A 24,409-nucleotide genomic window follows, 5' to 3' on the forward strand; every position below is an offset into this window, starting at 1 on the left:
CACCACCCGCACCCCCGAGGAGGAGCGAGATGACCAATCCGTTCGAGGACACCGACGCCCGCTACCACGTGCTCGTCAACGACGAGGGCCAGTACTCGCTGTGGCCCGTCTTCGTCGAGGTCCCCCAGGGCTGGCGCGCCGTGCTCGAGGACGCCACCCGCTCCGACGCCGTGGCCTGGGTAGAGGACAACTGGGACGACCCCACCACGCTGGGGGTCGCGGTCGGTGGCTGAGCATCGCGCCGCCCCCCTGCGTCCCGCCCTGCGCGCCACCGGCCTGAGGAAGCGCTTCGGCGACCACCAGGTCCTCGACGGCGTCGACCTGGAGGTCGCCCCCGGCTCCGTGCACGCGCTGCTGGGCCCCAACGGAGCCGGCAAGACCACGACCGTCCGGATCGTCTGCGGGCTGCTGCGCGCTGACGAGGGCCGCGCCGAGATCGCCGGCCACGACGTCGTCGCCCACAGCCGCGCCGCGCGCGGCGCGCTGGGCTTGTCGGGCCAGTACGCCGCCGTCGACGAGCACCTCACCGGCTTCGAGAACCTGCACCTGCTCGGCCGCCTCTACGGCATGCCGCGCCGCCGGGCCGCGGAGCGCGCCGAGGAGCTGCTCGACCGGTTCCGGCTCGACGACGTGGCCGGTCGCCGAGCGGGTCTCTACTCCGGAGGAATGCGCCGCCGTCTCGACCTCGCCGGCGCGCTCGTGGCGCGACCCCAGGTGGTCGTGCTCGACGAGCCGACCACCGGCCTGGACCCCCGCAGCCGCCTGGACATGTGGGCCGTGATCGAGGACCTCCTCCTCGACGGCGTCGCCGTGCTGCTGACCACGCAGTACCTCGAGGAGGCCGACCGCCTCGCCGACCTGATCACCGTCATCGACCGCGGCGTCGTGATCGCCCGGGGCAGCGCCGAGGAGCTCAAGGAGCGCGTGCAGGGCGCGACCCTCGCCTTGCAGGTACGCGACGGCGCAGGCCTCGCCCACGCCGCCCGCGCCCTCGGGGCCGTCGGGCTGGGCGAGCCGTGGGTCGACCACCGCACCGGTCGGGCCAGCATCGCCACCGACCGGGGACCCGAGGTCATGGCCGAGCTGCTCGCGCACCTCGCGCGCGTCGAGGTCGAGCTGGTCGACCTCGGTCTGCACCGCAGCTCCCTCGACGACGTCTTCCTCGCCCTCACCGGGCACGGCGCCGAGACCACCACGGACGGAGACCCCGTATGAGCACCCGCACCGAGACCCGCACCGACGTGACGTCGGAGGCCACGCTGCTCGCCGCCGGGGCCGAGACGCTGCGCAACGGCTTCGTGCTGACCGGTCGCAACATGCGCCACGTGGCCCGCATCCCCGGCCGCATCACCACGGGGCTGGTGCAGCCGGTCATGTTCGTGGTGCTCTTCGCCTTCGTCTTCGGTGGCAGCCTCGGGGGCGAGGACTACCGCCGGTTCCTCATGGCCGGCATCTTCGCCCAGAGCATGGTCTTCAACGCCTCCTTCACGACCGTCGGCCTGGCCAACGATCTCCAGAAGGGCATCGTCGAGCGGTTCCGGTCGCTGCCGATGTCGCCCCTGGCGGTGATCCTGGGCCGCACCACCTCCGACATGGTGGTCGGCGTCGCCACCCTCGTGGTCACCGCACTGTGCGGCCTGGCCGTCGGCTGGCGCGTCGAAGGCTCGGCGGCCGACGCCGCGCTCGCCTTCCTCGTGCTGGTGCTCTTCGGCTTCGCGATGTCCTGGGTCGGCGCCACGGTAGGTGTCTTCGCCCGCACCGTCGAGGTCGCCCAGAGCGCAGGCCTGATCTGGCTCTTCCCGCTCTCGCTCATCTCCACCGCCTTCGTGTCGGCCGAGAACATGCCCACCCCGCTGCGCGAGTTCGCCGCGTGGAACCCCGTCTCCGCCGTCGCCACCTCGGTGCGCGACCTGCTGGGCAATCCCACGCCGGCCACGCTGCCCCAGCCCGACACCTGGTCCCTGCAGCACCCGACGCTCTACGCCGTGCTGTCGTCGCTGGCGGTGCTGGCGGTGTTCATGCCGCTGGTGCTGGCCCGCTACAAGCGACTGACGCGGGGGTGATCGCATCGCCCCGTGACGCAGGGAGCGGCGCCGGGACCACCGACGGGATCGACGGGATCGACGGGATCGCCGTCAGGCTCGCCCCGGCGGGCACGTCGCCGTACGCCCTGCTGGGCGCGCTCGGCGCCGGGCGGGTGACCCGTCGCCCCGGCCGGGCCCCGGCGGCCGAGCACGGCCACGTCAGCGTCTCGCGCACCGACGGGCTCGTGGCGGTCGCCCTCTCCTCGAGACCGGTGGGCATCGACGTCGAGCGGGTGCGCCCGCTGCCCGATCTCGAGCAAGTCGTGCGCGACCACCTCGGCGCCGCCGATGCCGCAGCCGTGCGCGGCGCCGACGACCCGGTCGGGGCCTTCTACGACGTGTGGACGCGCCTGGAGGCGCTGCTGAAGGCCGAGGGCGTCGGGATCCTCGACGGTCTCGACCCGGCCCCCGCCGTGCGCGCGCGGTGGCGGGTCACCCCGCTCGACGCCGGGCCCGGCCACCGCGCATCCCTGGCGCACCCCGCCGACCGGTCCGCGGCGGGACCCGGCACGTAACACGACGCTTACGCGTGGCGCCGCGGATCGTCTTCCGCGCGAAACCACCCGGCAACACCGCGGGCGTTGGCTTCTCGCCATGACCCGCACCGCCCACCGCGACGCCCACCGGCACATCGGCCAGCTCCCGGCGTACGGCTTCTACGGCGGCCCACCGATCAGTCCCGACACCACGGCGCTGGAGACCGTGGCCGAGCTCGTCGCGACCCTCGACGCCGAGGGCACGGAGCGGGCGCTGGTGCTGCCCAACTACGGCGTGCCGGACCCCGCGGTGGCCTTCGGGCTCAACCACCTCGCCCTCGAGGCGGCGCAGCGCGACGACCGCGTGCGCTGCGGCCTGTGGGTGAGCCCGCAGCAGAGCGACGCGGCGCGCAACGACGAGGCTCTCGCCCTGGCCCGCGAGGACGGCGTGGTCGCGCTCAAGACCAGCTTCCTGCTGGGCGGGGCGCCCGACGCCCCCGACTGCGCCGAGCAGCTCGACCGGATGTTCACCACCGCCGCCGAGCTCGACCTCGTCGTGCACGTGCACACCTCGCCGGGTGCCGCCTCCGACGTCGACCGGATCAGCCGTCTCGTGGAGACCTACGGCGACGCCACGAAGATCCACCTCGTGCACCTGGGCGGGGGCATGAGCGGCCACCTCAAGCTCGTCGGCGGCCTCTTCTTCGACTGGATCGAGGCCGGCAAGCAGGTCTACACCGACACCAGCTGGGCCATCGGCTTCGCGCCGGCCTGGCTGGCCCAGGAGATCGAGCGCCGCGGCGTGGGCCACGACCGGGTCCTCTTCGCCACCGACGCCCCCTGGGGCGACTTCGCCGGTGAGCACGCCCGCCTGGCCGCGGCGGCCGGCGACGGCGCGCTCGCCGACGCCTTCTTCCACGCCAACTTCGACGCCCTCTACGGCACCTGAGACCCCACGGCACCACCCGCACCACCACCACGCACCACCCCAGCCCCGCACCCCAACCGAGGAGCCGCACATGTCCGTGTTCGACGACGAGATCCTGGCCGCGATGGAGAAGTCCCGCTCGGAGATCCCCCACCCCAGCCAGGAGAAGGGCACCAACCTCTACGGCTCGACCAAGCTCTTCCCCGACTACCAGGCCAGCGAGGGACAGTCCTGGCTCACCCTGGTGCACGGCATCCCCCACGAGTCGTCGGTGTCGTTCGTGGCGGTCCTCCAGACCACCCGCGCGCTGCGCAAGGGCTTCGACGCCACCCTCTACTTCTACGGCCCCGGCGCCCTGGCCTGCGCCGACACCCGCGGCTTCCCCACCACCGGCGACGTCGCCTTCCCCGGCAACCAGAACATGAACGACGCCATCAAGACCTTCATCGCCGAGGGCGGCACGGTGCTGTGCTGCCGCTTCGGGATGGCCCTGCACGGCCAGCGCGAGGAGGACCTCATCGAGGGCGTGATCCCCTGCCACCCGCTCGACGTGCAGGACGCCGTCATCCACTTCGCCAACAAGGGCGCCATCATCAACTCCGTCTACAACCTCTGAGCGGCTGACGTCATGACGGCCGACACCCGCGTGGACGTGGCGATCCTGGGCATCCGCCTCGCCGACCCGTCCGACGCCCCGGTCGCGCGCCGCGCGGGCGCCGGCCCCAGCGACGACGGGCACCTGCTCCTCGACGGTGTGGGGGCGGCGGTGCCGCTCAACCCGCGCAGCCCCTACACCGTGAGCGGCGGCAAGCTGCTCCTCGACGGCGCCGACACCGGCATGGGCGTCGAGGCGGTGGCCCGCCCCCGCTTCTACGACCTCCGGACCGCCGACGGCGTCCCCTACGAGCAGATCGCGCGGCTGCACTCCAGCAACGTGCTGGCCACGACCGTCGTCCAGACCTGCGTGCGGTACGCCGAGGCCGAGCGCTGCCGCTTCTGCGCGATCGAGGAGTCGCTGCGCGCCGGCGCGACGGTCGCGGTCAAGACGCCCGCGCAGATCGCCGAGGTGGCCCGCGCCGCCCACGACCTCGACGGCATCACCCAGCTCGTGATGACCACCGGCACCAGCAACGGTCGCGACCGCGGGGCCACCCACCTGGCCCGCTGCGTGCGGGCGGTGCGCGAGGTGCTGCCCGACCTGCCGATCCAGGTGCAGTGCGAGCCGCCGGGCGACCTGGCCTCGCTCCAGGAGCTCCACGACGCCGGCGCCCGCTCCATCGGCATCCACGTGGAGTCCCTCGACGAGGCCGCCCGCCTCGCCTGGATGCCCGGCAAGGGCTCGGTGCCGCTCGCCGACTACCGCGCCGCCTGGGCCGAGGCCGTGCGCGTCTTCGGGTGGAACCAGGTCTCGACCTACCTCCTCGTCGGCCTCGGCGAGGACCCCGACGAGCTCGTCGCCGGGGCGGTGGAGCTCATCGAGATGGGCGTCTACCCCTTCGTCGTGCCCTTCCGACCGCTGGCGGGCACGCTGGCCGTCGACGTCGACGGAGCCGTCGCCCCGAGGCCCGCCGACGTCTACCGGGTCACCACCGAGGTCGCTGCCGCGCTGCGCGCCCACGGCATGCTGGGCTCCGACCAGGCGGCGGGCTGCGCGGCCTGCGGGGCCTGCTCGGCCCTCGGCTCCTGCTCCTCGGCTGAGGCCGCGTCATGACGGGCCTGGTCGACGAGGTGGTCCTCACCGGCGCCCGCCGGGCGGCTCCGAGCCTCGACGCCTTCGTCGTGGTGCGCGCCGGGGCCCGCGAGGTCGCGGCCTACCACGCGCTGCGCCGCCAGGTGTTCGTGCGCGAGCAGGGCCTCTTCGTCGGCTCCGACCGCGACGACGTCGACGACGACCCGCGCACCGTGGTGCTGGTCGCCGTCGCCACCCACCCCGACGCCGGCGGCGAGGTGCTGGGCGGCGTGCGGCTCCACCCGGCCACCGCCGGGCGCGACCTCGGCTGGTGGCGCGGCTCGCGGCTCGCGGTGGCCTCCGACGCCCGGCTGCTGCTGGGCGTGGGCGCCGCCCTGGTGCGCGCGGCCTGCGCCGCGGCCGAGGCCGCGGGCGCGCTGCGCTTCGACGCCACGGTGCAGGCGCAGAACGAGCCCCTCTTCCGCCGCCTCGGCTGGGTGCCGCGCGAGCGCACCCACCGGCACGGCCACCCCCACGTGGTCGTGGACTGGCCGATCGGGCGGGTGCAGCGGCTGGTCGACGCCACCAAGGCCGCCCTGGGCGGCCTGCTCGACGAGGTGTCGGCCGGGGTGCCGGCCGGATTCCTGGGCGACGACGGCGCGCCCGTGCCCGGATCCGACCTCGTCGCCGCCTGCGACGCCGTGCTCCCCTCCATGGTCGAGCGCGACCCGGAGTGGGCCGGCTGGTGCGCCGTGCTGGTCAACCTCAACGACCTCTCCGCCATGGGCGCCGCCCCCGTCGCGCTGCTCGACTCCCTCGGCGCCCGCGACGCCTCCTTCGCCCGCCGTGTGCTCCGCGGGCTCACCGACGCCGGCCGCGCCTGGGGCGTGCCGGTCGTCGGCGGGCACACCCAGCTCGGCGTGCCCGCCGCCCTGTCGGTGACGGCCCTGGGCCGCACCGCGCGCCCCGTCGCGGGTGGCGGCGCCGACCCGGGGCAGACGCTGCGGGTCACCGCCGACCTCGGCGGCGGCTGGCGACCGGGCTACACCGGGTCGCAGTGGGACTCCTCCAGCCACCGCACCGGCGCGCAGCTGCGGGCTCTGGCCGGGGTCGTGCCCGCGCTGCGGCCCACCGCGGCCAAGGACGTCAGCATGAGCGGCCTGGTCGGCACCACCGGCATGCTCGCCGAGGCCTCCGGCTGCCGGGCCGTGCTCGACGTCGCGGCCGTCCCGGCCCCCGAGGGGGCGGCGTACGGCGACTGGCTGACCTGCTTCCCCGGCTTCGCCATGGTCACCGCCGAGGCGGCACCGGCCCGCGCGGCGCTGCCCCCCTTCGTCACCTCCGCCGCCTGCGGCGAGCTCACCTCCGGCGCGGGCGTCGGCCTGCGCTGGCCCGACGGCGTCGTCACCGACGCCGTCACCTCCACCGTCACCGGAATGGGGTCCTCCCGATGAGCACCACACCCACCACGCCCGGCACGCCCGGCACGCTCACCGTCGGGGCCGTCAGCGCAGGCTTCGGGCGCGACCTCGACGACAACCTGCGCCAGGTCGGCGACCTGGTGGCGCGGGCCCGCGAGCGCGGCACGTCGCTGCTGGCGCTGCCCGAGGCCTGCCTGGGCGGCTACCTGTCGGTGCTCGGCTCGGGACGCGACGGCACGCACCCCGACGCCCCCGACTCGCTCCCACCCGTGCTCGAGGCCGACGGACCCGAGCTGCGCCGCGTGGCCGCGCTCGCCCGCGAGATGACGCTCGTGGTCGGCTTCTGCGAGTCCGACGGCGGCCGACGCTTCAACAGCGCCGCGATCGTCTCCGGCGAGGGGGTGCTCGGCGTGCACCGCAAGGTGCACCAGCCCCTCGGCGAGAGTCTCTACTACGAGGCCGGCGACGTCTTCCGCGCCGTCGACACCGCCGTCGGGCGACTCGGCGCCCTCATCTGCTACGACAAGGCCTTCCCCGAGGCGGCCCGCGGCCTGGCCCTCGACGGCGCCGAGACCGTCGTGTGCATCTCGGCCTGGCCGGCCTCGCGCACCGCCACGGCCGGCGACCTGGCCGACGACCGCTGGAAGCGGCGCTTCGACCTCTTCGACCAGGCCCGGGCGCTGGAGAACCAGGTCCTCTGGGTGGCCTCCAACCAGGCCGGCACCTTCGGGTCGCTGCGCTTCGTCGGCTCGGCCAAGGTCGTCGGACCCGGCGGCGACGTGCTCGCCGCCACCGGCACCACCGAGGGCGTCGCCTACGCCCGGGTCGACGTCGAGGAGCTGCTCGGCACCGCCCGGCGCGCGATGTTCCACCTGCGCGACCGGCGCCCCGACCTCTACGTCGAGCACGAGCGGGTCGCGGCGCATGCCTGAGATGACGGTCTCGGTGCGCTGGCCCGACGGCAGCCTCCAGGACTGCTGGTCGCCCTCGCTGGTCATGCACGACCACCTCGCCCCCGGCGCCCGCTACACCGTCGCCGACTTCGCCCACCGCGCCACGACCGCGCTCGCCGAGGCCGGCGAGCGGGTGCGGCAGCGCTACGGCTTCGCCTGCACCTCGGCCGCAGCCAGCGCCGAGCTGGTGCGGCGCCGAGCCGCCGTGCACCGCCCCGACGACCTCGTCGAGGTCGTGCGGATGTGGCCCCCGCTGCCCGCCGCCGCACCCACCAGCCCCACGACCCCGGAGCTCCCATGACCACCGTGCACACCACCGTCGCCGTCGTCGGCGGCGGCCAGGCCGGGCTCGCGACGAGCTGGTGCCTGACCCGCGACGGGATCGACCACGTCGTGCTCGAGGCCGCCACGGCCGCCCACGAGTGGGCCGACACCCGCTGGGACAACTTCACCCTGGTCACCCCCAACTGGCACTGCCGCCTGCCGGGCTACACCTACGACGGCCCCGACCCCGACGGGTTCATGACCCGCGACGAGGTCGTGGCCTGGCTCGGGGGCTACGCCGCCACCTTCGACCCGCCGCTGCGCGAGCACACACGGGTCACCGCCCTGCGCCAGGGCGAGGCCGGCGGCTTCGTGCTCGAGAGCACCGGCCCCGACGGGGAGACCACCTGGAGCGCGGAGCACGTGGTCGTGGCCACCGGGGGCTACCACGTGCCGATCGTGCCGCCCTGGGCCGCGGCGCTCGACCCGGGCCTCACCCAGCTGGAGTCGGCCCACTACAAGCGCGCGGCCGACCTGCCCGACGGCGGCGTGCTCGTCGTCGGCAGCGGCCAGTCCGGCACCCAGATCGCCGAGGACCTCCACCTCGAGGGCCGCCAGGTGCACCTCGCCCTCGGCGACGCCCCGCGGGTCGCGCGCACCTACCGCGGCCGCGACTGCATGACCTGGCTGGCCGACATGGGCCTCTACGACACCGCGGTCGCGCAGTACCCCGGAGGCCTCGCGGCCCGGGAGAAGACCAACCACTACGTCACGGGGCGCGACGGCGGCCGCGACCTCGACCTGCGCCTGCTGGCCTCGCAGGGCATGCGGCTCCACGGCCTGCTGGCCGGCGGCCGCGGCACACGCCTGGAGTTCCGCCCGACGCTGACCGCGGCGCTCGACGCCGCGGACGCGACCTACAACTCCATCTGCGCCGACATCGACCGCTGGATCGAGCGCGAGGGGATCGACGCCCCGCCGCCCTCGCGCTACTCCCCCGTGTGGACCCCCGACGCCGACCCGCTCGAGCTCGACCTGGCCGCGGCCGGCGTCACCAGCGTGGTGTGGGCCATCGGCTACCGCCCCGACTACCGGTGGGTCGGCGTCGGCGCCTTCGACGGCAGCGGGCGCCCCACCCACCACCGCGGTGTCACGGCGGTGCCGGGGCTGTCCTTCCTCGGCCTGCCCTGGCTGCACACGTGGGGCTCGGGGCGCTTCCTCGGGATCGCCCGCGACGCCGAGCACGTGACGGCCACCATCCGCGAGTCCGTGGGGGCACGGCCACAGGTGCGCCGGGTCTCCTAGTGCCGGTCACCATCGGTGCCGTCGCCGCGCACTTCGGGCGCGACCTCGACCGCGCGCTGGCCAAGGTCGAGGGCATCGTCGTCGACGCGCGGGCGGCCGGCTGCGACGTCGTCGTGCTGCCCGACGCCGCCCTCGGCGGCTACCTCGACGACCTGCGCACCCCCTCCGGCCCGCCGCCCGCGCTGCTCCCCGACTCCGAGGAGCTGCGGCGGGTGGCCCGGATCGCCGGCGACACGGTGGTCTGCCTGGGGTACGCCGAGGCCGCCGACGACGGCAGCGGACGCATCTACAACGCCGCGGTCTGCCTCACCGGCGACGGCGTGCTCGGCCACCACCGCAAGGTGCACCTTCCGGCCGGCGAGTCGCGCGTCTACGCCCCCGGCGACGCCTTCCGCGCCTTCGACACCTCGGTCGGTCGCCTCGGCCTGCTCATCGACTACGACAAGACCTTCCCCGAGGCGGCCCGCGCGATGGCGCTCGACGGCGCACGTGTCCTGGCCTGCCTCTCGGCCTGGCCCGCCTCGGTGACCGACCGCGCCGAGCGGCTCGTGCACGACCGGCAGGCCCGCCTCTTCGACCTCTACGACTGTGCCCGCGCCGCGGAGAACCAGGTGGTCTGGGCCTCCTCCAACCAGACCGGCTCCCTGGGCTCGCTGCGCTTCCTGGGTCAGGCCAAGGTGGTGGGCCCGGGCGGCGACGTGCTCGCGCGCACCTCGACCAAGGGCGGGCTGGCCGTCGCGACGGTCGACGTCGACGGCGAGGTCGCCCGGGCCCGCCGCACGCTGCACCACCTCGACGAGCTCAGCCGCTCGGCCTACGCCCCGGGGAGGCACCCGTGAGGATCGCCCTGCTCACCTACTCCACCAAGCCCCGCGGCGGGGTCGTGCACACCCTCGCGCTGGCCGAGGCGCTGGCGGGCCTCGACGGGCTCGACGTGCACCTGTGGACCCTCGGCCGCGGCGGTGACACCGCGTTCTTCCGCCCCGTCGACCCGGCGGTCACCGTGCACGCGGTGCCCTTCCCCGACCTCGGCGACGAGGTCGGCCCCCGCATCCTGCGCTCGATCGACACCCTCGACCGGGCCTTCGCCGCCGAGCGCCCCGCCTACGACGTGGTCCACGCCCAGGACTGCATCAGCGCCAACGCCGCCATGCGCTCGGGGCCGTGCGTGCGCACCGTGCACCACCTCGACACCTTCACCACCCCCGAGCTGGTCGCCTGCCACGAGCGCGCCGTGGTCGAGCCGGTCGCGCGCGTCTGCGTCTCGGCCGCCGTCGCCGCGGAAGTCGAGGCCGGCTGGGGCCTGCCGGCCACCGTCATCGCCAACGGCGTCGACGCCGCCCGCTTCGAGGCCGGCGGGCGCGACACCGAGGGCCGCGCCCGCTGGCGACGGCGGTGCGGTCGCTACGTCCTGGCCCTCGGCGGCATCGAGCCCCGCAAGGGCACCCTCGACCTGCTCGAGGCCTACGCCCTGGCCCGGCGCGAGGTGCCCGACCTGCGCTTCGTGCTCGCCGGCGGCGAGACCCTCTTCGACTACCGCGACTACCGCGCTGCCTTCGACCGCCGCGCGGCCGAGCTGGGCGTGGAGCCCGAGGTGCTCGGCGTGGTCGCCCACGACGCCCTGCCCTCCCTGGTCGCCGAGGCCGCCGCCCTGGGCTTCGTGTCCACCCAGGAGGGCTTCGGCCTCGCCCCGCTCGAGGCCCTCGCCGCCGGGGTGCCCGTCGTGGCGCGCGACCTGCCCGTGCTGCGGGAGGTGCTCGGCGACCACGTCGCGTACGCCGCCACACCGGACGCGATCGCCGCCGCCCTGCTCGACGCCCTCGCCGCCCCGCCCGACCCCGCCCGCGGCCGGGCCCACAGCCACGGCTTCACCTGGCGGCGCGCCGCCGCGGAGCACCTCGCCTTCTACCGCGCGCTGGGCTGAGCCGCTCAGCGGCGCCGGGCACGCACGACGGCGTCGTGCACCGCCACCTCGCGCCCGTCGGGCACGGTCACGGTGCGGCGCGACTCGGTGGCCGTGACCACCTCCCACCGCGCCGGGTCGAGCCGCGCCACGACGTCGGCGGCGCGCACCGAGGCCTCCGCCGGCGGTCCCCCCTCCTCGCCGTGCCCGTGCTGGTGACCCTCGTCGTGGAGGTGACCGACCAGCAGCAGCGTGCCGCCGGGGGCGACCCAGCTCGCGAGACGGTCGTAGAAGTGCAGCTGCGGGGTGGCCGGGTGGGCGTAGTGGGTGGTGACGAGGTCGAAGCGCTCCTCGGGCTCCCAGACCGACAGGTCGGCCTCGACCCACCGGACCCGGTCGGCGACCCCGGCCGCGGCGGCCCGCTCGGCGGCCCGGGCGAGCGCGTCGGCGGCGATGTCGGCGCCGGTCACCCGCCAGCCGGCGCCGGCCAGCCACACCGCCTCCACCCCGGCGCCGCAGCCGGCCTCGAGCGCCGCGCCGGGCTCGAGGTCGCGGGTCTCGGCCACGAGGTGGGGGTGGGGCTCGCCGGCGGCCATGGCCAGGGCACGGTCGCCGCGCCAGACGGCGTCCCAGTAGTCCTTGTCGAACGCGTGCGTCACGGGTCTCCCTCCGTGGCCGCCACCGCGGCGGCCGTGGCTCCCGACGATGACGGTCTGGACCGCGCCTGGCAATCTCTGTTGCCGAACGGCAAACTGGCCCGGTGACCGACCCCCGGGAGCAGGCCGACCGCACCCTCGACGCCGTGGGCCCGCGACTGCGTGCCCTGCGCCAGCGCCGCGGCCTCACCCTCGGTGAGCTCGCCGACGAGACCGGCGTCTCCACCAGCACGCTGTCGCGGCTCGAGTCGGGGCTGCGCCGCCCCACCCTCGAGCAGCTGCTGCCCCTGGCCCGCGCCCACGGGGTCACCCTCGACGAGCTCGTCGACGCACCGGCCACCGGCGACCCCCGGGTGCACCTGCGCCCGGTGGCCACCGGTGACGGCGGCAGCGTCATCGCACTGACCCGGCGCCCCGGCGGCATCCAGGCCTACAAGTTCGTGCTGCCCACCGGCCGCGACGACGCGCGCCCCACCCTGCGCACCCACGAGGGCCACGACTGGGCCTACGTGCTCGACGGCACGCTGCGCCTCGTGCTCGGCGAGCACGACCTGCGTCTGGGCCCCGGCGAGGCCGTCGAGTTCGACACCCGCACCCCGCACTGGTTCGGGGCGACCTCGGCCGGCCCGGTGGAGTTCCTCAGCCTCATCGGGCGCCAGGGCCAGCGCGCCCACCTGCGCGCGCCCTGAGCCGGGCGCGGGCTCAGGGCCGCAGGTCGTGGGCGGGCTCGATGCCGGAGTCGGGCAGCAGGTCGACCTCCTCCAGGGCGGCGCGCAGCTGCTCGGCGGCGTCGATGTTCAGCGGGCTGCTGACCCAGGCGGCGTAGGGCAGGTCGAGGAAGCGCTCCTCGCGCACCGCGGGCAGGTCGCGAGTGGCGGGGTTGGCGCGCAGCACGGCGACCTTCTGCTCGAAGCTCTGGCCGGGGTAGTCGACGAAGGCGATGTAGTCGGGCCGGGCGGCCGCCACCCGCTCCCAGGACACGGTGGTCCAGGTGTCGGCGACGTCCTCGGTGGCGTTGCGGGCACCGGCGGCGTCGATGACGCCCTGCGGCCCGCCGTAGGAGCCGCTGGTGAAGGGCGAGGTGGTGCCGCTGTCGAAGAGGAACACGGTGGGCGTCTCCTCGGCGCGCGGCGCCTGCCGCAGCCGGGCCAGGCGCTCCTCGACGTCGGCGACCCGGGCGGCCGCGTCGTCCTCGTGCCCGGTGAGGCGGCCCAGCGCGGTCAGGTCGGTGCTCAGCGCCGTCCAGGGGTCGACGACGCCGCGGCTCTCGCCGTCGCCCTGGCGGCAGGACTCGGTGAGGGTCCAGGCGGCGATGCCGCGCTCGGCCAGCCCGTCGGGGGTGAGACCGGCGTCCTCGTCCCACCCGTAGTTCCAGCCGGCGAGCATGAGGTCGGGGCGCTGGAGCAGGACGTTCTCGACGGTGGGCCGGTCCTCGCTGGCCACCGGGAGGTCGGCCACGACGTCCTCGCCATAGACCCGGGAGAGGGCCTCGGCGTCGTCCTGGAGCCCGCTGATGCCGGCGACGGCGTCGGCCGCACCCACGGCGAGCACCATCGCGATCATGCCGCCGTCGTAGACGTAGAGCCGCTCGGCCGGGTCGGGGTAGGCGCGCTCCTCCCCGCAGTTGTCGAGCACGAGCGAGGCGCCGGTCGCGCCCGGCGAGCCCGCCGCCGGGTCGGTCGCGGGGCCGGCACCGCACGACGTCGTCAGGGCGAGGACCGCCACGGCCGCGAGCGCGGAGACGGGGCGGACGGCCATGAGACGGACCGGGAGGGGACGGGCGAGGAGGGGACGGGCGAGGAGGGGACGGTGCACGGAGGACCTGCCTTCGGGAGGGAGGAGCGACGGGAGGGCGGTGGGAGGGTGGTGGGAGGGCGGTGGGCCGACGCGGCGGAGCCGGGTCAGCGCAGGTGGCGGCCGGGGCCGACGACGAGGTGGTGGCGACCCCGCGGGTCGCTGAGGTGGGCGGCGTCGACGCCGAAGACGCGGGTGACGACGTCGGGGGTGAGCACGTCGTGCGGCGCGCCCGCGGCGTGGACCCGGCCCTCGTGGAGCACCACCACCTGGTCGGCGTAGGCCGCGGCGAGCGCGAGGTCGTGCAGCGCGGTGAGCACGGTGCGCCCGGAGGCACTCAGCAGCGCGAGCAGCGCCACCTGGTGGCTGACGTCGAGGTGGTTGGTCGGCTCGTCGAGCACGAGCAGCTCGCAGTCCTGCACCAGGCCGCGGGCCAGGCAGACGCGGCGCCGCTCGCCACCCGAGAGCTGGGCGCAGGGCCGGTCGAGGGCGGCGTCGAGGCCGACCTCGGCGAGGGCGGCGCGGGCGTGGGTCCGGTCGCCGTCGCCGCGCGCCCACGGCCGGTGGTGGGGCAGGCGACCCAGCGCCACGAACTCCCCCGCGGTCATGTCGGCCGGCGGGCTCTCCTCCTGCGCCACGAACGCCACGACCTGCGCCCGGCGGCGCGCCGGCAGGTCGTGGACCTCGCGGTCGCCGACCAGCACCGCCCCGGTCTCGGGGCGCTGGAGGCCCGCCAGCGTGCGCAGCAGCGTCGTCTTGCCCGAGCCGTTGACGCCGAGCACGGCGGTGGTGGTGCCGGGTGCCAGGTCGAGGTCGACGCCGCGCAGCACGACGCGCCCACCGACCGCGCACGACAGCGCCCGGGCCGTCAGGGCCGGTGCGGGCCGGCCGCTCACGCCCCGCCCCCGAAGTGGTAGCGCCGGCGCCCGAGCAGCAGCAGGAAGACCGGCGCGCCCACGAGGCCGGTGACCACGCTCAGCGGGATCTCCTGCGGGCTCACGACGGTGCGGGCGACCACGTCGACCCACACCAGGAAGACCGCGCCACCGAGCGCGGCCACCGGGAGCATCGCCCGGTGGCCGCCGCCGACGACCAGGCGCGCCAGGTGGGGCACGACGAGGCCGACGAAGCCGATGCCCCCCGAGACCGCCACCAGCACCCCGACGAGGGCGGAGGTGAGGACGAAGAGCGCGATCCGCAGCGCGGCGACCGGCACCCCCACCGCGGCGGCGGTGTCGTCGCCGGTGGCCAGCGCGTCGAGCCAGCCGTGCACGCCGAGGACGAGCACCGCCGCCACCAGCACCGCCGCCACGGGCGCCACCAGCTGCGCCCAGGTCGCGCCCGCGAGCGAGCCGAGCAGCCAGAAGAGCACCGACTCGGTGGCGCGCGGCTCGTCGCCGAGGAAGACCATGAGGCTGGAGACCGACGAGAAGGCCGACGACATCACCACCCCGGTCAGCACCAGCCGCAGCGGGGTCAGGCCGCCCTGGGCCAGCGAGACCCCGAAGACGAGCACCGCCGCGCCGAGCGCCCCGAGCAGGGCGCCCACCGACAGCGCCCACGCCCCGAGCGCGGCGAGCGCGCCGAAGGCGATGACCGCCGTCGCCCCGACGCCGGCACCCGCCGAGACCCCGAGCAGGTAGGGATCGGCCAGCGGGTTGCGCACCAGGGTCTGCATCGCCGTGCCGGCCAGCGCGAGCCCGGCGCCGACCACCGCCGCCATCAGCACGCGCGGGGCGCGCAGCTCCCAGACGATGACGTCGAGCACCGGGTCGGGGCCCGGGCGCCCGTGCAGCACGCGCTCGCGCACCACGTCGACGACGCCACCCACCGGCAGCCGCTCCGAGCCCAGCGCGAGGGCCACCACGAGCGAGACGAGCAGGGCCGCCAGCAGGCCCAGGTGCAGCGCGAGCCGCGGGCCGCGTCGTACGCCGGGCGGGGGCGGGTCGGCGGCGCGCGCGGGCGCGGTCGACGGGGCGGGACGGGTCACGGCCACAGGGGTCTCGCATCTGTCGGGGACCCGAGTCGCGCGGGCCGGCATCGGTCAGGCGAGCCAGCCGGTCTTCGGACTCGAGTTCGTCCCGGTGGGACACCTTCCCAGGCCACGGGCCCAGTGGTGCGTCGTCCCACCAGTCACTCTCACCGCTGCGCGTCAGCTCCGGATTCTCACCGGATTCCCGCACATCGTCAGATGTGTTCTGGCTCGCGGCGAAGTTAGCACGCCGCGGTCGCCCCCGGCGCCGCGCTCACCGGGCCCGGGCGGTCGAGGCCGCGGCGGTGCAGACGGTGTAGCCGAGCTCCCGGGCGGCCGCCTCGACCCGTGCGCGGGTGGGGGCGCTGACCCGGGGCGAGCCGGCGAGGGCGCGCGAGACCGTGGCGGGCGAGACCCCCGCGCGGGCCGCGACGTCGGCCATCGTGGCCGCCGCGGGGCCGGAGCCGCGACCCGCTCCGTGCGCCAGGTCGGCGGCCGGGGCGAAGCGCTCGTAGCCCACCCGTCGGGCGACGGCGCGCACGTGGTCGCGGGTCGCGGCGCCGACGCCGGGGGCGTCGTTGAGCGCCCGGGAGACCGAGGCCACCGAGACCCGCGCCTCCCGGGCCACGTCGACCACGGTGACCCGCGCGGGCACGGCTCAGGCCCGGCCGGGGGTGGGGCCGCCGAGGAGCTTGGCCAGCCACTCCAGCTGGGCCGCCTCCTGGTGGAACTGCCCTCCCTCGTGGTCGTTCCACGGGTAGACGACCAGCTCGCTGGGCCCGCCGTAGGTGTTGCGCGCCGCGTGCACGGTGGAGGGCGGGCAGACGGTGTCCATCAGCGCCACCGACATCAGCGCGGGCGCGGTGGCGCGGCGCCCCAGCACCGCGGCGTCGAAGTGGGCCAGCGTGGCGAAGGCGCGGTCGGCGGCGTCGCGGTGGGAGGCGAGGAACGCCGCCACCTCGAGGTAGGGGCCGGCCGAGGCGATGGCCACCCCGCGCGGCATGTCGCACAGGAAGGGCACGTCGGCGAGCACGCCGGCCAGCCCGTCGTGCAGGCCCGAGACGGCCAGGGCGATGCCGCCGCCCTGGCTGACGCCGGCGACGACGACCCGGTCGCGGTCGACGCCCGGCAGCGCGACGCCGGCGTCGACCGCCAGCACCGCGTCGGTGAGGAGCCGGCGGTAGTAGTGCCGGGCCGGGTCCTCCAGGCCGCGCGTCATGAAGCCCCCGAGGTACGACGGTCCGTGCCCGTGGGGGTCCGGGGTGTCGCCGACCCAGCCGCCGCCGGAGCCCTGGCCGCGGCTGTCGACGTCGAGGGTGGCGTAGCCCGCCAGCGTCCAGTGCGGCACCTGGTGGGGCAGGCCGCGGCCGCCGGTGTAGCCCTGGTAGCGGATGACCAGCGGGAGGTCGCCGCCCACCCCGGCGGGGCGGCGGTACCACGCCCGCACGGGCTCGCCGTCGTAGCCGCTGAGGGTCACGTCGCTCACCTCGACCAGGGGCAGGCGGGCGTCGACGGGCTCGACCCGGGGAGCGCGGGCGCGCGCGCGGGAGGCCTGGAGGGTCTCCTCCCAGAAGGCGGCGAGGCCGGTGGGCTCGGTGACGCTGCCGCGGTAGGCGGCGAGCTCGGCGGCGGGAAGGTCGTACTGGGGCACGGTGGTCCTCGAGGGGTCGGGAACGGGCGTGGACGGGCGTGGACGGGAGGGGCGCGAGGCGGCGGGCGGTCAGCCCTTGACGGCGCCCTGGAGCAGCGCGCGGGAGAACTGGCGCTGGAAGAGCACGAAGACCGCGACGGTGGGCGCCAGGATGAGCAGCGAGCCGGCGGAGAGCAGCGCGATGTCGGTGCCGTACTGGCCCTGGAAGGCGCCGAGCGCGCCGGCCATCGTGCGCTTGCTGGGGTCGCTGACCAGGACGATGGCGAGGATGAACTGGTTCCAGGTCCACAGGAAGAGCAGGATCGCCAGCGACGACAGCGCCGGCACGGCCAGCGGCAGGTGGATGTGGCGGAAGGTGCGCCAGGCCCCGGCGCCGTCGACGTAGGCCGCCTCGGAGAGCTCGACCGGCACGGTGAGGAAGTGCGCCCGCATCCAGAAGACCGCGAAGGGCATGTAGAGCGCGATGAGCGGCAGCACGAGCGCGGCGCGGGTGTTGAGCAGCCCGAGCGCCTCGATCTGGTAGTAGAGCGGCGTGATGAGCGACTCGAACGGGATGGTGAGCCCGAGCACGAAGAGCAGGAAGATCCACGACGCGCCGGGCACCTTGAGCGAGGCCAGCCCGTAGCCGGCCACGCTGGCCAGCACGAGCGCGGCGGGCACGACGCCGGCCACGATGAGCATGCTCGAGACCAGCAGCGGGGTGAGGTCGGCGACGCGGTAGGCGTCGACGAAGTTGTGCCACTGCGGGTCGGCGGGCCAGCTGAGCCCGGTGGGGATGCTGCCCTGCGGCTGGAGCGCGGTCAGCAGCAGGCTGGCGAAGGGCACGAGGGTCAGCACCATGAAGACGACGAGGAGGCCTCGTCCGGCGAGGTCGGCGCGGCGGGTCGCGGTCACTGGTCGGCCCTCTGGGTCAGTCGCTGGACGGGCACGATGGTGACGAGCACCAGCACCATGAGCACGACGGCCATGGCCGAGGCCTGGCCGATCTCGCGCTCGGTGAAGGCGAGGCGGTAGATCTCCACGCCGGGCACCATCGTGGAGCGGCCGGGGCCGCCCTGGGTCGAGATGTAGATGATGTCGAAGCTGGCCAGCGCCGCGATCATGGTGACCGTGACGCAGACGCCCAGCTCGCGGCGCAGACCGGGCAGGGTGACGTGGCGCAGCTCGCTGAGCCGCCCTGCCCCGTCGATGCGGGCCGCCTCGTAGAGCGAGGGGTCGATCTTGCTGATGCCGGTGAGCAGCAGCAGGGTGCACAGGCCGAGCATCACCCAGGAGCCGATGAGCCCCACCGCGGGCAGCGCGGTCTCGAAGTCGGCCAGCCAGGGCCGGGCGACGTCGCCGAGCCCGATCGCGCGCAGCACCTCGTTGGCGATGCCGTCGCTGGAGTAGACCCAGTCCCACACGATGCCGGCGGCCACCAGCGGGATGACCTGCGGGATGAAGAGCACGGTGCGCGAGACGGTCGCGAAGGGACCCGGTCGCAGCCCGTGCATCAGCGAGGCGGCGACCAGGCCGAGCACGACGGGCACGACGGTGAAGAACAGGATCAGCTCGAAGGCGTGCAGCAGCGTCTCGAGCTGGTCGGGGTCGGTGAGCACCCGGCGGTAGTTCTCCGCACCCACCCACGTGGCGGGGCCGATGCCGTTCCAGTCGTAGAGGGAGTACTGCACCGAGGTGCCGAGCGGGAAGAGCACGAAGTAGCCGTAGAAGACCAGGGCCGGCGCGACGAAGGCCAGGTGGCCCCACCGGCGCAGGCCGCCGGGGCGGGGACCGCGCCGGGGTGCGCGGCCCGTGGCGGCCGGGGAGGTCAGGGCCTCCCCAGCCGCCACGGGAGCTGCGGAGACGCTCACGACGACAGCTCGTCCTCGTAGGTCGCCTGGAGCGCCGGGGGGACGTCGGCGCCGCTGGTGCGCCCGTCGAGGAGCGACTGGAGCTCCGGGCGGATCGAGTTGGCGTAGATGCCGGAGGTGGCGTTGGCGATGAAGTCCACCAGCACCCCCGACTCCCCGATGGTCTGGGCGCCGGCGAGGGTCTGGGCGATCAGCGAGTCGGGGTCGACCTCGGGCAGCGGCAGCGAGGCGGGCCCGCCGGGGGCGGCGCCGCCCTGCTCGACGACGATCTCGCGGGCGGTCTCGTCGGTGTGCACCCAGTTCAGGAAGTAGGCCATCTCGTCGGCGTGCTCGGCCTTGGCCGGGATCGCGTAGGTGTTGGGGGCGCCCATCGCGACCGGGGCGTTGCCCTCCTCGACGGGGGGCATGAGGAAGAAGCCGACGTCCTCGCCCATGGAGGTGTCGAGGTTGGCCGACTCCCAGTCGCCGTTGAACATGAACAGGCCCTCGCCGTCGACGAAGCGGCCCATCATCGTGGTGTAGTCGAGGCTGTTGGCGTCGGAGGGGAAGTAGCCCTCCTCGGCCCAGCGCCCGACGTAGTCGGCCGCCTCGACGGCGGCCGGGGTGTCGATGGTGGCGCCGGGCTTCTGGTAGGTCCACGCGGCCACCTCGGCCGGGTCGCCCATCTGGTTCAGCAGGGCCTGGAACGGGAAGGCCACGCCGCCGATGTCGTTGAACTGCACGATCGGCTGCTCGCCGGCGGCCTTGGCCTCGGCCATGGCGTCCTCGAGCTCGTCGATGGTGGCCGGCGGCTCCTCGAGCCCGATCTCCTCGGCGATGCGGGTGTTGTAGTAGACGCCCGTCACCGAGTATCCCACGCCCATGGCGTAGAGCGAGCCGCTGCCGCGGGTGCCGTCGTCGTCGACCCGGAGCTGCTCGAGCTGCGACTCGGGGAACTCGTCCCAGCCGAAGGCGTCGTAGTAGGGGTCGAGGTCGAGCAGCAGCCCGTCCTTGGCCGCGTCGACGATCGTGGGCAGGCGGATGAGGTCGGGGGCGTCGTCGCTGGCCATGACGCGCGGGGCGTTCTCGGTCAGCGCGGCGAACTGGTCGCTGCGGATGTCGAAGGTGATGTTGGGGTGCTGGCGGGTGAACTCCTCGCTCAGCTCCTCGACCAGCGGGAAGCCGGTCTCGAGGTAGAGGTCCAGGGTCACGTCCTCGTCGGTGAGCTCGGTGCCCACCTCGCGGTCGGGGTCCTGGGTCGCGGTCTCGTTGCCCGACCCCGGCGCGCCGCAGCCGGCCACGGCCAGCACGGAGAGGGTCGCCACGAGGCCGGTGAGCCGGGCGGGGAAGCGGACGGTCGTCCTGGTCACGGGTGCTCCTTCGATCGGGGTGCCGCGGGTGGGACCCGAGTCCGCGACGGCGCCAACCTAAGTGGCGTCCGTCACGCGCGTCAACAACTTCTTGTAAAGCACTTTTCTAGAACGATCCAGTCGCTGTACGGGACCCTCGCTGGCCGCTCCGAGGACGCGGCGCCCCGTCACGGGGCGGCGGTGGAGGCGCGCTGCACCAGCGAGCAGTCGAGCACCGAGGTCTGGCGCTGCGGGGCGGCTGCCCCGGCGACGGCCGCCGCCATCGCCTGCAGCAGGAGGCGTACGGCGACCTCCCCGGACTCCTCGAAGGGCTGGTGCACCGTGGACAGGTCGGCGGCGTCGGCGACCGGCCCGTCGTCGAAGCCGAGCACGCTCACGTCGTCGGGCACCCGCAGCGCGAGCGCCCGCGCGGCCCGCACGACACCGAGCGCGAGGTCGTCGAAGTGGGCCATCACCGCCGTCGGCCGCCCGCCCGGTCCGCCGGCCAGCATCCCGGCCGCGACCTGCTCCGCGGCCGCCGCGGTGCCGAGGCAGGAGACCACCTCGAGGGTGGCCCCGGGCACCTCGGCGACCGCCTCGCGGAAGCCCCCGAGTCGGCGTCGCGCCTGCGACTCGTACTCCGCCTCCTGCCGCTCCAGCACGTAGCCGAGCCGGCGGTGGCCGAGGTCGAGCAGGTGCTGCGCGGCGGTGCGACCGGCGCCGAAGTCGTCGATGGTCACCACGCTGAAGGCGCCGCTGTCGGCGTCGACCACGACCACCGGCACCCCGTGGGCCAGCAGCCGCTCCTCGACCACCTGCTCGATCGAGGAGCCCATGACGATCAGGCCGTCGACCGCACCGCGCACGGGGATGCTCGCCAGCAGCGGTGTCGCGGCCGTGGCCGCCGACTCGTGGTCGAAGACCCCGACCTCCAGCTGCTGGCCGGAGGCGCCGCGGAGGATCCCGGTGAGCCGCTGGAGGTAGGACGGGTAGGCGGTGAAGGGAGCGACGACCCCGATCCGCCCGACCCGCTTGCGGGCCAGGTGCGCCGCGCTCGACTTCGGCACGTAGCCCAGCTCGTCGGCGACGGCGAGGACGCGCTCGCGGGTGGGCCGCGCCACCCGCTCGGGCTTGTTGAGCACGTTGGACACCGTCGAGATGCTCACCGCGGCCTCGCGGGCGACGTCGTAGATCGTCGCGGCGCGACGGGGGGGCCCCGGCATGGGGGGAGGCTACACACCGCCGACCCCCCGGCGTGATCCAGATCATCCCGGCCGCGCGTGACGATCGCGCAGGTCGGTGCGACTACCTGGTGTTCGCATCCACGAACGACCCACCACGCCGAGGAGGAACCATCATGGGCATCGCTGACAAGGTCAAGAACGCCGCTGAGGATGCTCTCGGCAAGGCCAAGGAGGTCGTCGGGGACGTCACCGGCAACGACTCGCTGAAGGCGGAGGGCAAGGCCGACCAGACCAAGGCCTCGGCCAAGAAGACCGGCGAGGACGTCAAGGACGTCTTCAAGGGCTGACCCGGGCCCCAGGCCCCCGGGGGCCGGTCGACGACCGGCGCGCCGCGTGACGCTCCCCCGCACCGCACTCCTCACGCCCAGCAGGCGGCTCTCCCGCGACCGGTCCGCGTCGTGCGAGGGCCGCCTGTCGCGCCCCGGACCGCCGGGGCCCCACCCACCGACCGACCGACGCCACCGCGCGTCACGACCAGGAGGCACGACCCGATGTCCCGCTCGACCACCACCCCGGCCCGCCCGCGCACCACTCCCGCACCGGCGCCGCCGGCGCTGCCGGTGCGCCTGGCCGCCGAGACCGTCGGCACCTTCTGGCTCGTGCTGGCCGGTTGCGGCACCGCCGTCCTGGCCGGTGACGAGGTCGGCTACCTCGGCGTCGCGCTGGCCTTCGGCCTGGCCGTGCTGACGATGGCCTACGCCGTCGGCCACGTCTCGGGCGGCCACTTCAACCCCGCCGTCAGCCTCGGCCTCGCGGTCGCCCGCCGCTTCGCGTGGCGCGACGTGCCGGCCTACGTCGGCGCCCAATTGGTGGGGGCGAGCGTCGCGGGCGGCCTGCTCTACGTCATCGCCTCGGGCCGCGAGGGCTTCACCACCGCCGATGGCTTCGCCACCAACGGCTACGGCGACCTGTCGCCGGCCGGCTACACCCTGCTCGCCGCCGCGGTCACCGAGGTCGTGCTCACCGCCGTCTTCGTCTTCGTCATCCTCGGCGTCACCGACCGTCGCGCACCTTCCGGCTTCGGCCCCCTGGCCATCGGCCTCACCCTGACGCTGGTGCACCTGGTCTCGATCCCGGTGACCAACACCTCGGTCAACCCCGCCCGCACCCTGGGCGTGGCCTGGTTCGACACCGCCGCCCTCGGCCAGTCCTGGCTCTTCATCGTCGCGCCCCTCGTCGGAGCCGCGCTGGCCGGTCTCGCCTACGCCGGCGCCACCGGCGACCGCCACGCGGGGGTCGACATCGAGGGCGACACGCGGCACTGACCCGCCTCCGGCCCGACGCAGGCCCTCGATTTACGCTGTAAACCACCGACGAGACCGCAAGGACACCCGTGGACGACCTGCCCCACCTCCTCGACCGGCTGCGCGCGGAGCGCCGCGCCGACCCGGGCGCGGCGCACTGCTGGCAGGACCACCTCCAGCGGCTGGCCCACGACCTGCGCCGCGTCGCGCTGGCCCGCCCGGAGGCCTTCGCCACCCTGGCGACGGCCCCCGCGGCGGCGCCGGGGCTGCGCCCGCCGCTGGGCGACGTCGACTGGGTCGAGGAGGTGCTGGTCGTGCTCGTCGACGGCGGGTTCGACGACGCGGCCGCGGTGGCGGCGTACCGTGCGTTCGTGACCTGCGTGCTCGGCCACCTGCTGCTCGAGGCCTCGCTGCACGCAGGTGGCCCCGACTCCCCCGACTCCCCCGGGGTGCCCGGCGACCCCGCGGCCCGGGGTCGCCGGCCCGTGCTCGACCGCCTCGGCGCCAGCCTGGCCGAGGACCACGACGCCGACGAGTTCGACGACGCCCTCGAGGCCGTCCTGGCCCGGATGGAGGCCCTGCGTGCCGAGCACTGAGACCCGCCCCGAGCACACCGAGGACGAGGGCCTGGTCTCCCGGATCGACCGCTTCCAGCAGCGCCACAAGGCCGTGGGCCTGCCCCTGGCGGTGGTCTACAAGTACGTCGACGACGCGGGCGGCAGCCTGTCGGCGCAGATCACCTACTACGCCTTCGTCTCGCTCTTCCCGCTGCTGCTCCTGGCCTCGACGATCCTCGGCTTCGTGCTCGTCGGCCACCCCGACCTCCAGGAGCGCCTGCTCGACTCCGCGCTGGCGCAGCTGCCGGCGGTCGGTGACGACCTCCAGCGCCCCGAGGGCCTCGGCGGCGGCGTGACCGGCATCGTCGTCGGTCTCGGCGGCGCGCTCTACGGCGCGATGGGCGTGGGCCAGGCGGTGCAGAACGCCGTCAACAACGCCTGGACCGTGCCGCGCAACCAGCGCCCCAACCCCATCGCCGCCCGCGGCCGCAGCCTGGTGCTGCTCGGCGTGATCGGAGCCGACGTGCTCGCCACCACGGCCGTCGCCGGGATCGTGGGCGCGATCGACGTGCTCGGCCCGCTCTCGTCGGTGGCGATCCTCGTCGGCACCCTGCTCATCCACGCCGCCGCCTTCTCCTTCGTCTTCCGTTTCGCCACGACCCGTGAGCTGGAGCGGCGCGACGTGCTGCCCGGGGCCTGCGTGGCGGCAGTGGCCTGGCTCGGGCTCCAGTACGCCGGGGTCGCGCTGGTCGGCGCCTCGAGCGGTGGCGCCAGCGCCACCAACGGCGTCTTCGCCGTCGTGCTGGGTCTGCTCGGCTTCCTCTACCTCACCAGCGTGATGCTGGTGCTCTGCCTGGAGCTCAACGTCGTGCTCGTCGACCGCCTCCACCCGCGCACCCTGCTGACGCCCTTCACCGACAACGTCACCCTCACCGAGGGCGACGTGCGCTCCTACACCGACCTGGCCAAGGCCCAGCAGCTCAAGGGCTTCCAGCGCGTCGAGGTGGGCTTCGCCACCGAGCACCTGCCCGACGACCTCCCCGAGGACCTCGGCGACGACAGGTCCTCCGGGCCCGGCTAGGTTCCGGGGGCCACCCCACCGCCGCCCAG

28 protein-coding genes and 1 riboswitch are annotated in these 24,409 nt (G+C 75.1%); of the genes, 18 read left to right on the forward strand and 10 right to left on the reverse strand.

Annotated elements, in window-relative coordinates:
- The first annotated feature begins 29 nt into the window (after positions 1–29).
- From M3673_RS04250 to M3673_RS04310, 13 genes are all read left to right on the forward strand, one after another.
- The gene (locus M3673_RS04250; protein ID WP_251532091.1) at positions 30–233 is read left to right on the forward strand and encodes an MbtH family protein; all 204 of its coding nucleotides are present in this window, start codon (positions 30–32) and stop codon (positions 231–233) included.
- Entirely contained in the window at positions 226–1,215 is a 990-nt protein-coding gene (locus tag M3673_RS04255; protein WP_251532111.1) for an ATP-binding cassette domain-containing protein, read from the forward strand. The genes M3673_RS04250 and M3673_RS04255 overlap by 8 nt, the downstream gene beginning before the upstream one ends.
- On the forward strand, positions 1,212–2,063 hold the full coding sequence (locus M3673_RS04260) for an ABC transporter permease (protein WP_193662234.1): 852 nt from the start codon (positions 1,212–1,214) through the stop codon (positions 2,061–2,063). The genes M3673_RS04255 and M3673_RS04260 overlap by 4 nt, the downstream gene beginning before the upstream one ends.
- Positions 2,060–2,599 (forward strand): 4'-phosphopantetheinyl transferase superfamily protein, encoded by a 540-nt coding sequence (locus tag M3673_RS04265; protein ID WP_251532156.1) that lies wholly within the window; start codon positions 2,060–2,062, stop codon positions 2,597–2,599. Before M3673_RS04260 ends, M3673_RS04265 begins: the two co-directional genes overlap by 4 nt.
- A 79-nt stretch (positions 2,600–2,678) precedes the next feature.
- Positions 2,679–3,509 carry an amidohydrolase family protein gene (locus M3673_RS04270; protein ID WP_251532163.1) on the forward strand — a complete coding sequence of 277 codons (831 nt, stop codon included), beginning with the start codon at positions 2,679–2,681 and terminating at the stop codon, positions 3,507–3,509.
- Between the two features lie 70 nt (positions 3,510–3,579).
- A complete protein-coding gene (locus tag M3673_RS04275; RefSeq protein WP_193662237.1) occupies positions 3,580–4,104 on the forward strand; it encodes an MSMEG_0572/Sll0783 family nitrogen starvation response protein in 525 nt (174 codons plus the stop codon).
- 12 nt (positions 4,105–4,116) lie between these two features.
- Complete coding sequence (locus tag M3673_RS04280; RefSeq protein ID WP_193662238.1) at positions 4,117–5,199, forward strand: MSMEG_0568 family radical SAM protein; 1,083 nt, start codon at positions 4,117–4,119, stop codon at positions 5,197–5,199.
- The gene (locus M3673_RS04285) at positions 5,196–6,611 is read left to right on the forward strand and encodes an MSMEG_0567/sll0787 family protein (protein ID WP_251532165.1); all 1,416 of its coding nucleotides are present in this window, start codon (positions 5,196–5,198) and stop codon (positions 6,609–6,611) included. Before M3673_RS04280 ends, M3673_RS04285 begins: the two co-directional genes overlap by 4 nt.
- Positions 6,608–7,510 (forward strand): carbon-nitrogen hydrolase family protein, encoded by a 903-nt coding sequence (locus M3673_RS04290; RefSeq protein WP_251532167.1) that lies wholly within the window; start codon positions 6,608–6,610, stop codon positions 7,508–7,510. Before M3673_RS04285 ends, M3673_RS04290 begins: the two co-directional genes overlap by 4 nt.
- Positions 7,503–7,832 carry an MSMEG_0570 family nitrogen starvation response protein gene (locus M3673_RS04295; RefSeq protein ID WP_251532176.1) on the forward strand — a complete coding sequence of 110 codons (330 nt, stop codon included), beginning with the start codon at positions 7,503–7,505 and terminating at the stop codon, positions 7,830–7,832. Before M3673_RS04290 ends, M3673_RS04295 begins: the two co-directional genes overlap by 8 nt.
- Positions 7,829–9,100, forward strand: coding sequence for an MSMEG_0569 family flavin-dependent oxidoreductase (locus M3673_RS04300; RefSeq protein ID WP_251532177.1), 1,272 nt, complete (start codon positions 7,829–7,831; stop codon positions 9,098–9,100). Before M3673_RS04295 ends, M3673_RS04300 begins: the two co-directional genes overlap by 4 nt.
- Positions 9,100–9,939: a carbon-nitrogen hydrolase family protein gene (locus tag M3673_RS04305; RefSeq protein ID WP_251532187.1), complete on the forward strand. Its 840-nt coding sequence runs from the start codon at positions 9,100–9,102 to the stop codon at positions 9,937–9,939. Before M3673_RS04300 ends, M3673_RS04305 begins: the two co-directional genes overlap by 1 nt.
- Entirely contained in the window at positions 9,936–11,024 is a 1,089-nt protein-coding gene (locus tag M3673_RS04310) for an MSMEG_0565 family glycosyltransferase (protein ID WP_193662244.1), read from the forward strand. Before M3673_RS04305 ends, M3673_RS04310 begins: the two co-directional genes overlap by 4 nt.
- A 5-nt stretch (positions 11,025–11,029) precedes the next feature.
- Here the strand turns inward: M3673_RS04310 and M3673_RS04315 are convergent, their stop codons facing one another.
- Entirely contained in the window at positions 11,030–11,662 is a 633-nt protein-coding gene (locus M3673_RS04315; protein ID WP_251532189.1) for a methyltransferase domain-containing protein, read from the reverse strand.
- Between the two features lie 101 nt (positions 11,663–11,763).
- Here M3673_RS04315 and M3673_RS04320 point away from each other — a divergent pair, with 101 nt between their 5' ends.
- Positions 11,764–12,348, forward strand: coding sequence for an XRE family transcriptional regulator (locus M3673_RS04320; protein ID WP_251532191.1), 585 nt, complete (start codon positions 11,764–11,766; stop codon positions 12,346–12,348).
- A gap of 13 nt (positions 12,349–12,361) precedes the next feature.
- Here the strand turns inward: M3673_RS04320 and M3673_RS04325 are convergent, their stop codons facing one another.
- The 9 genes from M3673_RS04325 to M3673_RS04365 all read right to left on the reverse strand — a co-directional run bounded on the left by M3673_RS04325 (position 12,362) and on the right by M3673_RS04365 (position 21,477).
- On the reverse strand, positions 12,362–13,417 hold the full coding sequence (locus M3673_RS04325; RefSeq protein ID WP_193662247.1) for an ABC transporter substrate-binding protein: 1,056 nt from the start codon (positions 13,415–13,417) through the stop codon (positions 12,362–12,364).
- Positions 13,418–13,560: 143 nt separating this feature from the next.
- Positions 13,561–14,349: an ABC transporter ATP-binding protein gene (locus tag M3673_RS04330; protein ID WP_251532198.1), complete on the reverse strand. Its 789-nt coding sequence runs from the start codon at positions 14,347–14,349 to the stop codon at positions 13,561–13,563.
- The gene (locus M3673_RS04335) at positions 14,346–15,443 is read right to left on the reverse strand and encodes a FecCD family ABC transporter permease (RefSeq protein ID WP_374108175.1); all 1,098 of its coding nucleotides are present in this window, start codon (positions 15,441–15,443) and stop codon (positions 14,346–14,348) included. Before M3673_RS04335 ends, M3673_RS04330 begins: the two co-directional genes overlap by 4 nt.
- 47 nt (positions 15,444–15,490) lie before the next feature.
- A riboswitch (cobalamin riboswitch) is annotated at positions 15,491–15,671 on the reverse strand.
- Between the two features lie 28 nt (positions 15,672–15,699).
- The gene (locus tag M3673_RS19550; RefSeq protein ID WP_308196092.1) at positions 15,700–16,080 is read right to left on the reverse strand and encodes a LacI family DNA-binding transcriptional regulator; all 381 of its coding nucleotides are present in this window, start codon (positions 16,078–16,080) and stop codon (positions 15,700–15,702) included.
- 3 nt (positions 16,081–16,083) lie between these two features.
- The gene (locus M3673_RS04345) at positions 16,084–17,076 is read right to left on the reverse strand and encodes an acetylxylan esterase (RefSeq protein ID WP_251532200.1); all 993 of its coding nucleotides are present in this window, start codon (positions 17,074–17,076) and stop codon (positions 16,084–16,086) included.
- Between the two features lie 69 nt (positions 17,077–17,145).
- Entirely contained in the window at positions 17,146–17,970 is an 825-nt protein-coding gene (locus tag M3673_RS04350; RefSeq protein ID WP_251532202.1) for a carbohydrate ABC transporter permease, read from the reverse strand.
- On the reverse strand, positions 17,967–18,926 hold the full coding sequence (locus tag M3673_RS19555) for a carbohydrate ABC transporter permease (protein WP_251532209.1): 960 nt from the start codon (positions 18,924–18,926) through the stop codon (positions 17,967–17,969). Before M3673_RS19555 ends, M3673_RS04350 begins: the two co-directional genes overlap by 4 nt.
- Positions 18,923–20,275, reverse strand: a complete 1,353-nt coding sequence (locus M3673_RS04360; RefSeq protein ID WP_251532211.1) for an ABC transporter substrate-binding protein — start codon at positions 20,273–20,275, stop codon at positions 18,923–18,925. Before M3673_RS04360 ends, M3673_RS19555 begins: the two co-directional genes overlap by 4 nt.
- A 167-nt stretch (positions 20,276–20,442) precedes the next feature.
- Positions 20,443–21,477 carry a LacI family DNA-binding transcriptional regulator gene (locus M3673_RS04365; protein ID WP_251532213.1) on the reverse strand — a complete coding sequence of 345 codons (1,035 nt, stop codon included), beginning with the start codon at positions 21,475–21,477 and terminating at the stop codon, positions 20,443–20,445.
- Between the two features lie 134 nt (positions 21,478–21,611).
- On the opposite strand from M3673_RS04365, the gene M3673_RS04370 reads away from it, so the two are divergent.
- From M3673_RS04370 to M3673_RS04385, 4 genes are all read left to right on the forward strand, one after another.
- Entirely contained in the window at positions 21,612–21,785 is a 174-nt protein-coding gene (locus M3673_RS04370; protein WP_251532215.1) for a CsbD family protein, read from the forward strand.
- 204 nt (positions 21,786–21,989) lie between these two features.
- Entirely contained in the window at positions 21,990–22,763 is a 774-nt protein-coding gene (gene aqpZ, locus M3673_RS04375) for an aquaporin Z (protein WP_251532216.1), read from the forward strand.
- 68 nt (positions 22,764–22,831) lie between these two features.
- The gene (locus M3673_RS04380) at positions 22,832–23,338 is read left to right on the forward strand and encodes a TetR/AcrR family transcriptional regulator C-terminal domain-containing protein (RefSeq protein ID WP_251532218.1); all 507 of its coding nucleotides are present in this window, start codon (positions 22,832–22,834) and stop codon (positions 23,336–23,338) included.
- The gene (locus M3673_RS04385; protein WP_251532220.1) at positions 23,325–24,380 is read left to right on the forward strand and encodes a YihY/virulence factor BrkB family protein; all 1,056 of its coding nucleotides are present in this window, start codon (positions 23,325–23,327) and stop codon (positions 24,378–24,380) included. The genes M3673_RS04380 and M3673_RS04385 overlap by 14 nt, the downstream gene beginning before the upstream one ends.
- Positions 24,381–24,409 lie beyond the last annotated feature (29 nt).

The sequence above is a fragment of the Nocardioides sp. P86 genome, assembly GCF_023712465.1.
GTDB lineage: Bacteria > Actinomycetota > Actinomycetes > Propionibacteriales > Nocardioidaceae > Nocardioides > Nocardioides kribbensis.